The following is a 13,897-nucleotide window of genomic DNA, read 5'->3' as shown; positions in this document are numbered from 1 at the left end:
GCAAGAGCCCTTGGTTACTTGGGGCTCTTCCAAGTGACTCGCTGTAAGAGCGAAACCCTGAGTGGCCGTTACCGCAGGAATGGATATGTACACAGTCAACAAAATCCCCATTGGCCTTCAGGACGCCTTCGCCGGCAAGCCGGGCTCCTACAGAACCTCCGCCCCCCGCGCCTCAAGCAACTCGCGCAACACCGAGCGATGACAATGCGCTTCGTCCTCGCAATAACAGCCCACCGCCAGTGAGGTGTGATGCGAAAGGGCGGCGAGCAGATCGAGCAACTGACTGGGGGCCGGGTGGTTCATTTCGGCCTTGAACTTGCGCCTGAACGCATTCCAGGCCTTGTCGTCTTCAGCGGCCTGGGCCTGCTGTACCAGCTCCGGGCTGGGGGAAAGCAGCGGCTGCCAGACGTCGTAGAAATCCCGGCGGGCAAACTCGGCCTTCGGTACGCCACGGGGTGGGCGGCGCACAGTGCCCAGGCGCAGGCCTTCGTCGGGTTTTCGCGGGGTGCCCAGGCGCACAATATGTATCGGCATGGCGCTACTTGAGCCGCGATTCGTCGAACCACTCAAGCGCCGTGCGCCAGAAGCAGATCCCCAGGAAGTACGCCGACATCAGCAGCCAAAGCCCCATGACCATGGGATTGATCACCGGGTGGTTGATCACCAGCGACAGGCTGCACAGCAGCCAGATCGCCGTCACGGCAATGTTGATCGGCATGAAGCGGCGCACGCGGAACGGGTGCAGGAATTTCATGCGGGTAAGGGTCAACAGGGCCAGGCCGATCACGGTGAGGAAGGTGATCCAGGGTGACGGCGCGATGATGTACAGGCACAGGGCGACCACGTTCCAGGCGGCGGGGAAGCCCTGGAAATAGTTGTCCTTGCTTTTCATGTTGACGTTGCAGAAGCAGAACAGCGACGACACCAGGATCAGCGACACGGTCAGCAGCAGTGTGTAGTCCGGCAACGGGACGTAGCGATAGATGAACAGTGCCGGGATGAACACATAGGTCAGGTAGTCGATCACCAGGTCGAGAATCGAGCCGTCGAAACTCGGCAACACCGACTGCACGTTGACCTTGCGCGCCAGCGCGCCGTCCAGGCCATCGACGATCAGGGCCACGCCCAGCCACAGCAGGCAATTGGTCGGCTGGTTATCGAGCAGGGCAAGGGTCGCGAGGAAGGCGGTGACTACGCCGGTGGCGGTAAAACCATGGGCACCCCAGGCTTTGAGCCTGGCGATGTGTAGGGTCGATATCACGGGGGCGCTCTCCAGGAAGTGAAGCAAGCCAGTATCGCCCTCATCGGGCGGGCGGCGGCAAACCGGGGTGGGGTTGCAGGTATCGACCGGGTATCCGGGAATAAGGTTCACCCCCTATGAATCTTAGCTGCGTCGGCAAAAAATACTCTGGATAAATCGGCAGGGCGTCAGCCGGACGGTGGTAGCACATTTACGCGCGAGGACTATCGTTGTCTGACTGGATCACTCCCATCGATGAGGACGTCGTCATGAACACCAGCGATCTGCTCGAACAATTACTGCGGGCCGGCCAGGGCTCGATGGCGCAACAGAGCGGCGGTGGGGCGTCGGCTCAAGGGGGCCTGGGTGACCTGGGCGGTTTGCTTGGCGGCCTGTTGGGCGGTGGCGGCGCCAGCAGTGCCAGCGCGGGCGCGGGCGGCATGGGTGGGCTGGGCGGCTTGCTTGGTGGCTTGCTGGGCGGAGGCTCGTCGATGGGCGGTTCAACCCAATCGCGTTCCGGCGGTGGTACCAATTATGCAGCGCTGGCTTCGCTGGGGATGATGGCATTCCAGGCCTATCAGGCCTGGCAACGCAACCAGGCCACACAGCCACAGCAGGCGCCACAACAGGCGATGCGTACGGTGGACATGTTGGCCGGCCCGGAAGTCGAGGAGCACAGCCATGCGATCCTGCGGGCAATGATCGCGGCGGCCAAGGCCGATGGCCGCTTCGACGACGCCGAGACGCGGATGATCAATGCCGAAATCGCCCGGCACACTGATGATCCGCAGTTGCAGCAGTGGCTGGATGAGGAAGCCGCGAAACCGCTTGACCCTGCCGAGGTGGCACAGTCGGCCACCGACCCCGGCATGGCCGCCGAGATGTACCTGGCCAGTGTGATGCTGGTGGATGATCAACAGGATGCCGAGCGCAGTTATCTGGATGAACTGGCCGCGGCGCTGGGCATCGAGCCGGATTTGCAGGTACACCTGGAACAGCAGGCCCGGGGCACCGCCTGACGGCCCCTGTAGGAGCTGCCGCAGGCTGCGATCTTTTGATCTTCAGCGATTTTTCAGGCGCAAAAAATCAAAAAATCGCAGCCTGCGGCAGCTCCTACAAGGTGGTTGGGGCGATCAGGAAACCGGTGGTTCGGGCACCAGGAACGTCACGCCAAAGCGCTCGGCCACCTCGAATATCCGCGGCAGATCCTCGGGTACCTTGAACTGATCCATCGCCGTAAAAAACTGCCCGCCCCGTGGATCGGACACCACGCCGATCATCCTGGCAGTGGGGCTGACGTTCCTGTAGGCATGGATCGCCCCGGCGGGAATGTGCACATAGCCCCCGGCCGAGACGGTGGTGCAGGTGCCTTCGACGGTCACTTCGACCTGGCCATCCACCACGTAGAACGCTTCGTCCCACGGGTGGAAGTGCGGGGGCGGGCCGCCACCTTGCACGCCTTCCTGGATATGCATTTCAAAGGGTTTGCTCAGATCGCCGCCGGCCAGGACAGTGATCGTTTCGCCAACGACATTGACCGATGCCGGTGGGGCCTGGAGGACGTGAACCGTGCGCATGATTGCTCTCCGGGGATGAGGCGGCACCCACCGATTGTAGGCGCTTGAGCGCCCGCCGACAGCTGCGGCACGGGGCCGTCCGTCCGGGCAGTTTCGACGGCGATGGAATTTTTCTCGCCATGACTCGCTCTGCTGAGAGAGGGAAGTGCTGATCCAGCGCCCTGCAGCACCTCGCAGGTGAGCCATGAACAAGAACCTCGATGACTACAACCGCATGCGCGACTTTTCAGCGACGTCGGAACCGGTCGCCGTCAAGCCCTCGGGCAGAAAAAAAGCCCGGGATCATGCCTTGCAGTTCTGCATCCAGAAGCACGATGCCTCGCGCCTGCACTACGACTTTCGCCTGGAGTTCGACGGTGCGCTCAAGAGTTGGGCGGTGCCCAAGGGACCGTCGCTGGACCCCAAGGTCAAGCGCCTGGCGGTGCATGTTGAAGATCACCCGCTTGATTACGCGACCTTTGAAGGCAGCATCCCCGAAGGTCACTACGGTGCCGGCGATGTCATTGTCTGGGACCGTGGCGTGTGGATTCCCCAGGAAGATCCGGCCAAGGCCTACGCCAAGGGCCGGCTCAAGTTCGAACTGCAAGGCGAGAAGCTCGGCGGCCTGTGGAACCTTGTGCGCACGCACATGCCGGGCAAGCAGGAGCAGTGGTTCCTGATCAAGCACCAGGACGGTGCCGCCCGGCCTGAAAGTGAGTACGACGTGGTTGCCGCCGAGCCCGACAGCGTGCTCAGCGAACGCACCCTCGTAGCAAGGACACCCAAGGCCGCCAAAGCCCGGGCCATCAAGCAGCCGGCGGCCCCAACTCGTAAAGAGCCGCGCAAGGAACAGTCCGCGCCACTCACCGGCGCGCGCAAGGCCGAACTGCCGGACCAGATCAAACCGGAACTGGCAACGCTGGTGGAAAAGGCCCCGAGCGGGCAGTGGAGCTATGAGGTCAAGTTCGACGGCTACCGGATCATGGCGCGCATCGACCACGACGAGGTCAGGCTCTTCACCCGCAACGGCCACGACTGGACCCACAAGTTGCCCGACCAGGCCAAGGCGCTGGTGTCCCTGGGCCTGGAATCGGCCTGGCTGGACGGCGAAATGGTAGTGGCCGACGAGCAAGGCGTACCGGACTTCCAGGCCCTGCAAAACGCCTTCGAGGCCGGCCGCAGCGGCAATATTCTCTACTACCTGTTCGATATGCCCTACCTCAATGGTGTGGACCTGCGCGAGGTGCCTGTCGAGGAACGCAGGGCGGCGCTTTCGACGGTGCTCACAACCTGCAAAGACCCGCTGCTGCGCTTCTCCGATGCCTTCGGCGAAGACCCGGAGGCCTTGCTCAACAGCGCCTGCCAAATGCAGATGGAAGGCCTTATCGGCAAGCGCCTGGGCTCGCCCTACGTATCGCGGCGCAGCAGTGACTGGGTCAAGCTCAAGTGCAAGCATCGACAGGAATTCGTCATCGTCGGCTTCACCGACCCCAAAGGTTCACGCAACGCCTTCGGTGCATTACTCCTGGGCCTGCATGACCGCGACAGCGGTGAGTTGCGCTACGCCGGCAAGGTCGGCACCGGGTTTACCGAGGCAACCCTCAACAGCATTCATCAACAACTCAAGCCCCTGAAGACGAAGAAACCCTCGGTGGTCAACCCGCCCGACGGTGCCGAGTTCAAGGCTGTGCATTGGCTCAAACCACGCCTGCTGGCGGAGGTGGCCTTTGCCGAAATGACCAGGGACGGTTCGGTACGCCATGCGGTGTTCCATGGCCTGCGTGACGACAAACCTGCCAAAGACATCACCGAGGAGCGTGCGACTGCCGTGAAAACCGCCTCCGCGAAAAAAACCGCCGCGGCCACACCTTCCGCTGCGAAGAAGAAAGCCGAACCTGCGCCGTCGCAAATCGGCCTGGACCAGGGCAAGGTGCGCATCACCCACCCGGACCGGGTGATCGACCCCGGCAGTGGCACCACCAAAGTGCAGCTGGCGCAGTATTACGCCAGCGTCGCCGAGTGGATTTTGCCACAGCTCAAGGACCGGCCTGTGGCGCTGGTGCGTGCGCCGGATGGGATCGCCGGCGAACTGTTTTTCCAGAAAAACGCCGAGCGCCTGGCGATCCCCGGCATCACTACCCTCGACCCGCAACTCACGGGCCAGCCGATGATGCTCATCAACAATGCCGAAGCCTTGATCGGCGCGGTGCAGATGAGCACCGTCGAGCTACACACCTGGAATGCCACCTCGGACAACCTCGACAAACCCGACCGCTTCGTCCTCGACCTCGACCCCGACCCGGCGCTGCCGTGGAAGCGCATGGTCGAGGCCACCCAGTTGACCCTGACGGTGCTCGATGAGCTGGGGCTCAAGGCGTTCCTCAAGACCAGCGGCGGCAAGGGCATCCACCTGGTGGTGCCGCTGACCCGCAAGCTCGGTTGGGACGAGGTCAAGGATTTCAGCCACGCCATTGTCAGCCACATGGCCAAGATGCTGCCGGAGCGTTTTTCCGCGGTGTCGGGGCCGAAGAACCGGGTGGGGCGGATCTTCATCGATTATCTGCGCAACGGCTTGGGCGCGACCACCATCTGCGCCTACGCCGTGCGTACCCGCGAAGGGCTGCCGGTGTCGGTGCCGATCTACCGTGAGGAGATTGCCGAGCTCAAGGGTGGCAACCAGTGGAACATCCACACTGTTCTCGAACGCCTGGCCGAAGTGGGCGACGGGCCCTGGGCGGACATGAAAAAAACCCGGCAGACGATTACGGCCGAGATGCGGCGGCGGGTGGGGATGAAAAAGACCTGATGAAGAACGCGGTGCAACCGATACACCGCGATGTCTGGTTCGCCCGTAGGAGCGAGGCTTGCCCGCGAAGAACGATAACGCGGTGTACCTGTTACACCGCGGCGTATGGTTCGCCGGCAAGCCTGGCTCCTACAGAAGCGCCAGCCATCGTGTTATTTGAGGAACGCCTGGAAGTCAGATCCGAGCTTGTCGATCGCCGCCTTGAAATCCTGCGCGGTGACTTTCTGGCTTTCGTTTGACAGCTGCTTGCCAAATACCTTGCGTACAACCTTGGCCACGGTCTGGTTGCTTTTCGCGTCGATGAACTCGGCTTCGATAAACAGTTCAGTGTCCTGATCCCTGTGCCCGGTGGCTGCTTGCGTGGCCCCGACGACGGCAGCGATGGGCACCACTTCATACCATTTCATGCCTTCGTTGGAGGCACTCACGCCAGTGATGGCGGCACGCATGACCAGGACTTTCGAACCGGCCGGCGCTGCGCTCGGGCTGGAGACCACGCGATATTTCTGGCCGAGCGTGGCCTTGGCCTTGTTGGTCATGTAGTTCTGAATGTCGCTGAGCGTCTGCTTGTTGACCCGCTCATCAGGCTTGGGCGCCGGGTACATTTCCAGACGGGTAAAGGCCACGGTGTCATAGGCATTCGGGTTCCACGACGGGCTCACCCAACGCATCGCCGTGCCACCGCTGGGCGTTTCGACTTCCTGCAGGTTGTTGTAGTTGGACAGGTAGCCTGAGTACTGCTCCTTCTCGGTGACTTTCGACGTACAACCGCCGAGCAGGAGCCCGGCCAGGGCAGTACCGACAAGTAATCTACGGGTCAGGTTCATAGTGCTGTGTGCTCCTTGGATAAAGTCGTTTTTTCGTTGGCAGTGAATCAGAAACGCCAGGTCATGTTTCCCGTCACCGTTTGAATCCAGGCGCTGTCGAACTGACCGGAAATTCGATTTCCCGACAGGTCCTTGCTCTGGTCTACCGGCATGTCGCCCATCCAGATCATTGCCCAGCTGAGATTGACGTCGGTGTCCTTGTTCAGAGCATAGGTGGCGCCCGTCGCAATGCGCCATGATTCGGCCATGGGCACGATCACCGAGCGCTTGCCGTCGGACACGGCACTACTGTCGTACGCCATGCCGACGTTCCACAGCAGTTGCTCGGTGGCCTGGTATTGCGCGCCGAGTGACAGGTGCCAGGTGTCCTTGAAGCCGGCGTCGATGTTTGTTGAGCGGGCATCGTTTGCCGAGGTGTCGACCTGTATGCCGATATCGCCGAATTCCGACCAGTCCTGCCAGTTGACCGAGGCCAGCAGCGCCCATTGCCGGTCCAGTTGTTGGAACAGGCTCAGGGTAACGGTTTGCGGCACAGTGATGTCGAGCTTGGTGGTGGTGCCGTCGAGGCGTTGCAACAGCGGTCCGTTGCCCTTTATGTCCAGGCCGTCCTCGAACTCCAGATCGACCTTGCTGGTGTAGGTCAGGCCTACGCGGGTCCCGGGTTGCGGGGCGTAGATCACTCCGACGTTGGCGCCGAATCCCCAATCCTTGTCCTTGTATTTGAACTGGCCGTCGCCGCGGTCGGTGAAGCCGAACGGCGAACGGTCGATGGCGGTCTGGGCCTGCAACATGCCGTACATGGCCTTGACGCCGACGCCCACCGACCACTCCTCGTTGAAGCGGTACGCCACGCTGGGCACCATCGACAGGCCTAGCAGGCTGGAGTTCTGCGCAAAGTAGCGCCCCGACCAGTCGTTGTCGTAATTGACCGCCAGCCCGAAATCGCCGTACTGACCGAAGCCGACGCTCCAGTGGTCGTCGAGTTCATGGCTGACGAAAAAACTGGCGCCGGGCATCGGATCAAGGGCGTTGCCGCTGCCACTGCCCGACACGTTGGTGCCATCGTCGCGATCGAATGTGATATCGCCGTAAAGCACCTGCAAACCGGCAGTGATTTGCGTGCCCGGCAGGTAGCTCATGCCCGCCGGGTTACTGGCGATGGTGGAGGGGCCCTGGGCCCGGGCGGCGGCACCGGCGTTGGCCAGGCCGACGTTATCGGTGCCGACTTCGTAAAGCATGATGCCGCCGGCGTGTACCTGCTGGCAGCACAGGGCGAGCAGTGAGACGGCGGGTAGGGTGCAATTTTTCAGCTGCATCGGGTTACCTTTATGCCAGCCCATTACAAACACCGGCGGCCATCGCTGGCCCCCTGCGTGAATTTCCTCGGGGCAGTCTCCTGACTGCCATAAAATTTGTCTCCCTTCGCGAAAGAGCGTAGGTAGGTCTCGTGAAATATCCAGTAATTAGCGAGTTAAAACCGATAGTTCAGGCCCAAGGTCAGAACAGGCCGTCGAGGCTGCATGTCCAGTGTTCGGCGAAGCGGTAACGGCCGTCGATGTTGAACGGGTTGCCTCATCTTCACGAATCGAGGCGGCGAGCCTGTCCCGCCGCCTCGATGCCATTACCTGCCGGCAGCGGCTGCCAGCAGCGGCGCTATCTGATCGTCAGTCAGTGCCGCCTGGACCTCCATGGTCATCAGGTCGCTCCATTGCAGTACCCACTTCTGGATCGGTACCGGATCATTGGCCTCGGCCACGCCAAAGCCGGCTGCGCCACCGACGGCGTGCCAGCGTCCGAGCATCTTCACGCCTTCCGGTGGCGCGCCACCGGTCTTGAGAAAGCGTTCGATCGCGCTGTTGCGATTGGCCGAACTGATTTTCCAGCTGACGATGAACAACATCTGCCACCTCCTTCCAGGGATCGGCACCTGTCTGTCTTCGCGCACCGGGTTGGCGCCGGGACCTCGGTCACGTTTGCCTTGCCAGCGTCATCCTGTCTGGCCTGAAACGACTGCTCCCTGCAGAAGGCATAGCAGCGCCGCGCACTTCACGTACGACCGCCGATCCTCTTTTACAGGGGGTGTGTGGGGCGCCTGTTTCAGCGGCGAAACAGCGGTGGGGGATGATCAGGCGTCGCGCAACAGGTCGTTGGCGTTGAGCAGTTCATAGGCGATTTGCGGACGCTTTTCCATGGCCCGGCGAATCGCCGCCGGGATCGCTGCCCGGGTCTTGCGGCACAGCCCAGGCAGTTCGCCGATGTGAATGCCGATACCGCGCATGGTGCGCACTTCATTGAAACCGGGGGCGATGTCCACGCGAATGCCCAACTGCTCGAACATCCGCCGTTGCAGGTGCTCGAGGTCCTGCAGGCTTTGCAGGTTTTCCAGGCGTTCGACCAGGCGTTTTTCTTCTGCGCGAGTCAGGAACAGGATGCGCAGGTCCGCACCGGGCGTTTCCAGCAGCGGGTCACGCCCGCAGTCGCAGGCGCCGGGCGGGCAGGGTTGGCGGATCGGAGTGGAGGGGGTCATGGGGTTCAATCATAGAGCGCTGTGATTGAATTTGCCCATAGGCTTGATCCAAATGTGGAAGGGAAAATCCTTGTAGGAGCGAGCTTGCTCGCGAAGGCGTCGTGCCAGGCAACATCAACGTTGACTGGAAAAATGCCTTCGCGAGCAAGCTCGCTCCTACAGGGGGTATTGCGTGGCTCTGTTACTTCAACACCAGCATCCGATAAACCCCGGCCTCGACTTCGATCCCGTGGGTGTCATGGGTGAACCCCGGGAAGGATCTGTCGAAGGCTTCCAGCGCCTTGAGATAAGCCAGCAGCGGACCGTCGGCAGCCCCGGCGTTCTCGCCCGGCATCAGCAAGGGAATGCCCGGCGGATACGGCACAATGCCGGTGGCGGCAATGCGCCCGGCGGCTTGTTCCAGGGTGACCAGTTCGATGTCGTTGCGCACCAGTTTCTCGTAGGCCTCCACCGGGCTGAAGACCGCTTGTGGCAGCGTGCCGAATGCCTGGGCCATGGCCGAGGTGGTCTTGTGCTGCTTCATGGCGGCGAAGATTTCGTCAGCCAGGTCCTTGAGGCCCATGCCGGCGTAGCGGGTCTGGTTGCCGGCCAGCAGGTCCGGCAGGCACAGCTCCAGCTCGGCGTTGTCGTCATAGTCGCGCTTGAAGTCCAGCAGCGCGTTGACCAGCGTGCCCCATTTGCCCTTGGTAATACCGATGGAGAATAGGAACAGGATGGTGAAGTCGGTGGTTTTCTCGACAACGATGCCCTGGCGTCCGAGGTACGCCGTCAGCACACAGGCCGGGATACCCGAGGGGAGCAGGTTGCCGTCGTCGCCCATGCCGGGGCTGAGCACCGAGACCTTGATCGGGTCCAGCATGCAGTAGCCTTCCTCGATGTCGCCAAAACCGTGCCACACCTCGTTGGGGTGCAGGACCCAGCATTTGGGCTCGGTCTTGAGCAGCTGCGGATCGACTTCGTGGAACGGCACCGTGGCATTGCCCACTTGCACGGTCGGCGGCTGCCAGCAGGTGAAGAACCAGTCATCGTTGCTCAACATCTCGTGATGCATGCGCGAGATGACCTGGCGGAACGACACCGCTTCTTCGATGGATTCGCTGGTGAGGATCTGCCCGCTGGGCGCTTCCATCATCGCCGAGCTGACGTCGCAGGAGGCCATGATCGCGTAGTTGGGCGAGGTCGAGGCGTGCATCATGTACGACTCGTTGAAGCGGGCGTGTTCGATCGGATTACGGCCGTTGCGCACGTGGATCATCGAGGCCTGGGACAGGGCCGCCAGCAACTTGTGGGTCGACTGGGTGGCGAACACGGTCGGCTTCGACGCATCGTGATCGTCCGGGCTGCCGTGCATGGCGTGGCGGTCGCGGTACAGCGGGTTGAAGCGCGCATAACCGTACCAGGCTTCGTCGAAATGCAGGCGGTCGACACTCTGGCCCAGCAGTTCTTCGACGCGGGTGACGTTGTAGGTCAGGCCGTCGTAGGTGGAGTTGGTGATGATCGCGTGGACCGGCGTCGGGTCGATGCCGTCCTTGACCATCGGGTTGCTGGCGATGGCCGCTTTCACGCCTTCGGCGCTCAGGGTTTGCGGGAGGATCGGGCCGATGATGCCGTAGCGGTTGCGCGTCGGTACCAGGTAGGTCGGCAGCGCCCCCGAGAGGGTCATCGCATGCTCGGCGGACTTGTGGCAATTGCGGTCGCACAGGGCGATCTGGTTGCGCGTGACGCTGGCCATGAGGATCACGCGGTTGGACATCGACGAACCGTTGGTCACGTAGTACGTGCGATGGGCGCCGAACACCTTGGCCGCGTAGCGCTCGCCCTGGCCGATGGGGCCGCTGTGATCGAGCAGCGAGCCCAGTTCACCGACCGAAATCGACAGGTCGGAACGCAGCAGGTTTTCCCCGAAAAACTCGTAGAACGCCCGGCCCGCGGTGCTTTTCAGGAATGCCGTGCCACCGGCATGACCGGGGGTGTGCCAGGAATACTCATAGGACCTGGCAAACTTCACCAGCGCCCCGAACATGGGGGGCAGGGCGGCCTGGCGATAGCGTTCGATGGCCGCCAGGATACGTCCGCTGAGGAAGCGGCTGGTGTCTTCCGGTAGCCAGATGAAGTCGTCGGCGTGTTGCATGACCAGTAACGGAATGCTCGACGCGGTGGTCCGGTCGCTGATCAGGAACACCGGCACCCGCGTGTTGCGTTCGCGCAGCTTGACCAGCAACTTGATGCAGTCTTCGTGACCTTCGCTGGTGTCCATTTCCCAGCTGATCAGCACGCATTGGACGGCCGGGTCTGAACGCAGGATCGACGCGGCATCGCTGAGGTTTTCCGAGGCCAGCACGCTGACGCCTCGTCCCTCTACGTCACTGACCAATTGATCCAGGGCGCGACCAAACACCGTGCGCTTGTCCGCCGGGTTGCTGACCACCAGCGCGAGCATCCCGAGTGAGTGTCTATATTCCGTCATGATTGGGTCTCCAGTACGACTGATTTCAGGTTATTGACCGGCACCGGTTGGCCCGTGATGTGCTGCGCGCTGACGGTCTGTGTCGGCACGCTGTTGTTGAGTGCTTCAAGGCGAATCAGGCGGTTGTTGACGAAGCCGAACAGCGTGTAGCCGAAGATGGTCGCCACGCCGCCGAGCATCAGCGCCTGTTCGCCGGAACTGTAGAGCGCCAGGTAGCTGTAGGCCGCTGCCACCCAGGCAATGATGTTAGTGGCCAGCGCCTTGCCTGGCGGTACGTTGGAGACTTTCTGCATGGTCATCAGCGCGGCCATGGAGAGGATGTACGGCACCAGGTTGGTCACCACCGCGAGGTTGACCAGGGTGTCGAACTGCTTGCTGAGGTCCGGGCTGATGGTGAGGAACCCCAGGGCCGTCTGCGCCGCCAGCAGCACCAGCATGCCGACGATGGGCGTCCCGGCCTTGTTGGCCTTGGCGAAGATCGACAGGAAGTAACCGGTGTCTGCCGAGCTCTTGTAGACCTGGGCAATGGTGAACTGCCAACCCAGCAGCGAGCCGATGCAGGCCAGTACCATCGCGGCCATCACGATGTCGCCCACCAGCGGGGTGAACATCTTGGCGAAGACCAGGCCGAACGGTGCGGTAGAGGCGGCCAGTTCCGGGTTGTCGACGATGCCGGCGATCACGTTGGTGGAAACGATGTAGATCACCGCCGCACCGAGGGTGCCGCCGAGTACCGCAATCGGTACGTTCTTCTCGGGGTTTTCCACCGCATCGGTGTTGGCGCACGCTGACTCAAGGCCGAGGAAGGCCCACAAGGTGATCGCCACCGAGGCCCCTGCGGCGTCGTACCAGGCCATGTTGTGCGGGTTCCAGCCGGCGGCATACACGCTGCTGTCGAACCAGAACCAGCCAACGGTGGACACCAGCACTACGGGCGCAATCACGCCCCAGACCGTGACCGAACCAATGCGACCGGTAATCCGCGCACCGCCAAAGTTGGCGAACGTGGTGATCCACAACAGCGCGATGGTCGCCAGGCCCACTTGCAGTGAGTTCAGCTCAATGTGGAACAGTTCCTGGATATAGCCGACCGCAGTGATGCTGATGGCCACGTTGGCAATCAGCAGCGAGAGGCCGTAGGTGTAGTTGGTGATGTAGTTACCGGCCTTGCCGAAGGTGTACTCCGCATATCCCCCCATGCCGCCCGTCTTGCGGCTGAGCATCCCGCATCGCGCAAAGGCATAGGCCAATGCGAGGGAACCGGTGGCTGTGATCAGCCAGGAAAGAATCGAAATCCCCCCAACTTCCGCTAGTTTCGACGGTAGTAGCACAATGCCTGAGCCCAACATGTTGACCGCAGTCAACATCGTCAGCTGCCCCACACTCATTTTTTTTGCGACTGACATTCCGTTGCCTCATAAGTTGGCGGTGAGAGCTTAGCTATAGCAAAGTTTGGAAATGTCGCAAGAAAATGACTTTCGTTTACTGATGCAAATCAATGTATTGCAAAGAAGGCATTATGCTGGCCCCCAGATTTCCCGTCTGGCGCCAGAATCGCTTTATTTTCAGGCGGTTAGGTGGAATGCAAATGCGCAATGTCTGGGTCGTGCTGACCTTTTTCAGCGTCGCGGGTCTTACAGTTTCTGCCCAGGCCAGGGAACTGAAGCCCGGTGATACTTATATGTGCAGTTGGGGTGCGGGCACGGCGGCAAGAGCACAGGAACTCAAGTTGTCCGGGGTTTCGCTGTATGCGGCGCGACAAAAAATCCAGGCGTACAAGTTTGCCAAGTCGTGGATGCGGATGATGGCAATGGGCATTACCGAACAAACTTACGACAGCCCGACACGGCTCAAGCCAGCGGCGGTTCGGCAGAGTTTTTATGACGATTGTGTGAAGTACAAGTTGGCGCAACGTTGATCCATGCCGCGTCAAAGCCTGTAGGCAATTGTTGTTTGAGTACATATCCATTTCTGCGGTCACGGCTACTAATGGTTTCGCTCTTACAGCGACTCCCTTTTTCAAACGCCAAAAAGGAAGCAAAAGGCTTTGCCCCACCACTCGGTGCCTCGGCTAGGCTCGGCATGCCCTCACTCCGGCATTGCTCCGTGGGTCGCCGCGATGGGCCATCCTTGGCCCAGCGCGGCTAAACCGGCGTCCTGCCGGTTTACCCACTGCGCAATGCCTGCGTTCGGCCATCGTGGTTAACGGGGCACCCAGATCAAAATCAAAAGCGAGGCGGCCTTAAAGCCGACCTGACTTTTCCAGACACCCCTATCCCTTGTAGGAGCCAGGCTTGCCGGCGAAGCAGGCGCTGCGGTGTGTCTGTTGTATCGCGTTATCGTTCTTCGCCGGCAAGCCTGGCTCCTACGGGGGTCGGGTACACCCGCAAAATCAGGTCGGCTGTCAGGCCGCCTCGCGTTTGATCTTGATCTGGCTTTTGATTTTCTTGCCCCATCGAGAGGCCGAGTGGAGG

General features: G+C 61.5%; 13 protein-coding genes. 4 read left to right on the top strand and 9 right to left on the bottom strand.

The window, feature by feature from the left end; genetic code table 11:
• Nucleotides 1–147: 147 nt before the first annotated feature.
• Complete coding sequence (locus HFK74_RS32570) at nucleotides 148–534, bottom strand: DUF488 domain-containing protein (RefSeq protein WP_180207174.1); 387 nt, start codon at nucleotides 532–534, stop codon at nucleotides 148–150.
• Nucleotides 535–538: 4 nt separating this feature from the next.
• On the bottom strand, nucleotides 539–1,261 hold the full coding sequence (pcsA, locus tag HFK74_RS32565) for a phosphatidylcholine synthase (RefSeq protein ID WP_180207173.1): 723 nt from the start codon (nucleotides 1,259–1,261) through the stop codon (nucleotides 539–541).
• A 248-nt stretch (nucleotides 1,262–1,509) separates the two neighbouring features.
• Here pcsA and HFK74_RS32560 point away from each other — a divergent pair, with 248 nt between their 5' ends.
• Complete coding sequence (locus HFK74_RS32560) at nucleotides 1,510–2,259, top strand: tellurite resistance TerB family protein (protein WP_180207172.1); 750 nt, start codon at nucleotides 1,510–1,512, stop codon at nucleotides 2,257–2,259.
• Between the two features lie 114 nt (nucleotides 2,260–2,373).
• Here HFK74_RS32560 and HFK74_RS32555 read toward each other — a convergent pair whose 3' ends face one another.
• A complete protein-coding gene (locus HFK74_RS32555; RefSeq protein WP_180207171.1) occupies nucleotides 2,374–2,817 on the bottom strand; it encodes a cupin domain-containing protein in 444 nt (147 codons plus the stop codon).
• 184 nt (nucleotides 2,818–3,001) lie between these two features.
• Between HFK74_RS32555 and ligD the strand changes: the two genes are divergently transcribed.
• Nucleotides 3,002–5,602, top strand: coding sequence for a DNA ligase D (gene ligD, locus HFK74_RS32550; protein WP_180207170.1), 2,601 nt, complete (start codon nucleotides 3,002–3,004; stop codon nucleotides 5,600–5,602).
• Between the two features lie 152 nt (nucleotides 5,603–5,754).
• Here the strand turns inward: ligD and HFK74_RS32545 are convergent, their stop codons facing one another.
• From HFK74_RS32545 to potE, 6 genes are all read right to left on the bottom strand, one after another.
• Complete coding sequence (locus HFK74_RS32545; RefSeq protein WP_180207169.1) at nucleotides 5,755–6,429, bottom strand: DUF3313 domain-containing protein; 675 nt, start codon at nucleotides 6,427–6,429, stop codon at nucleotides 5,755–5,757.
• 47 nt (nucleotides 6,430–6,476) lie between these two features.
• Nucleotides 6,477–7,745, bottom strand: coding sequence for an OmpP1/FadL family transporter (locus tag HFK74_RS32540; protein ID WP_180207168.1), 1,269 nt, complete (start codon nucleotides 7,743–7,745; stop codon nucleotides 6,477–6,479).
• Nucleotides 7,746–8,050: 305 nt separating this feature from the next.
• The gene (locus HFK74_RS32535; RefSeq protein ID WP_180207167.1) at nucleotides 8,051–8,329 is read right to left on the bottom strand and encodes a DUF3303 domain-containing protein; all 279 of its coding nucleotides are present in this window, start codon (nucleotides 8,327–8,329) and stop codon (nucleotides 8,051–8,053) included.
• A 225-nt stretch (nucleotides 8,330–8,554) separates the two neighbouring features.
• Nucleotides 8,555–8,956 carry a hypothetical protein gene (locus HFK74_RS32530; protein ID WP_180207166.1) on the bottom strand — a complete coding sequence of 134 codons (402 nt, stop codon included), beginning with the start codon at nucleotides 8,954–8,956 and terminating at the stop codon, nucleotides 8,555–8,557.
• A gap of 181 nt (nucleotides 8,957–9,137) precedes the next feature.
• Nucleotides 9,138–11,423 (bottom strand): Orn/Lys/Arg decarboxylase N-terminal domain-containing protein, encoded by a 2,286-nt coding sequence (locus HFK74_RS32525; protein WP_180207165.1) that lies wholly within the window; start codon nucleotides 11,421–11,423, stop codon nucleotides 9,138–9,140.
• Nucleotides 11,420–12,829, bottom strand: a complete 1,410-nt coding sequence (gene potE, locus HFK74_RS32520) for a putrescine-ornithine antiporter (RefSeq protein ID WP_180207164.1) — start codon at nucleotides 12,827–12,829, stop codon at nucleotides 11,420–11,422. The genes HFK74_RS32525 and potE overlap by 4 nt, the downstream gene beginning before the upstream one ends.
• Nucleotides 12,830–13,011: 182 nt before the next feature.
• On the opposite strand from potE, the gene HFK74_RS32515 reads away from it, so the two are divergent.
• The gene (locus HFK74_RS32515; RefSeq protein ID WP_180207163.1) at nucleotides 13,012–13,341 is read left to right on the top strand and encodes a hypothetical protein; all 330 of its coding nucleotides are present in this window, start codon (nucleotides 13,012–13,014) and stop codon (nucleotides 13,339–13,341) included.
• A gap of 376 nt (nucleotides 13,342–13,717) precedes the next feature.
• A partial coding sequence (locus HFK74_RS33020) for a hypothetical protein (protein WP_218953946.1) occupies nucleotides 13,718–13,897 on the top strand: 180 nt, incomplete at its 3' end.

Source organism: Pseudomonas sp. SbOxS1 (assembly GCF_013416725.1).
Taxonomy (GTDB): domain Bacteria; phylum Pseudomonadota; class Gammaproteobacteria; order Pseudomonadales; family Pseudomonadaceae; genus Aquipseudomonas.
Note: the sequence above shows the minus strand (reverse complement) of the source record. Positions and strands in the feature narration are given on the sequence as shown.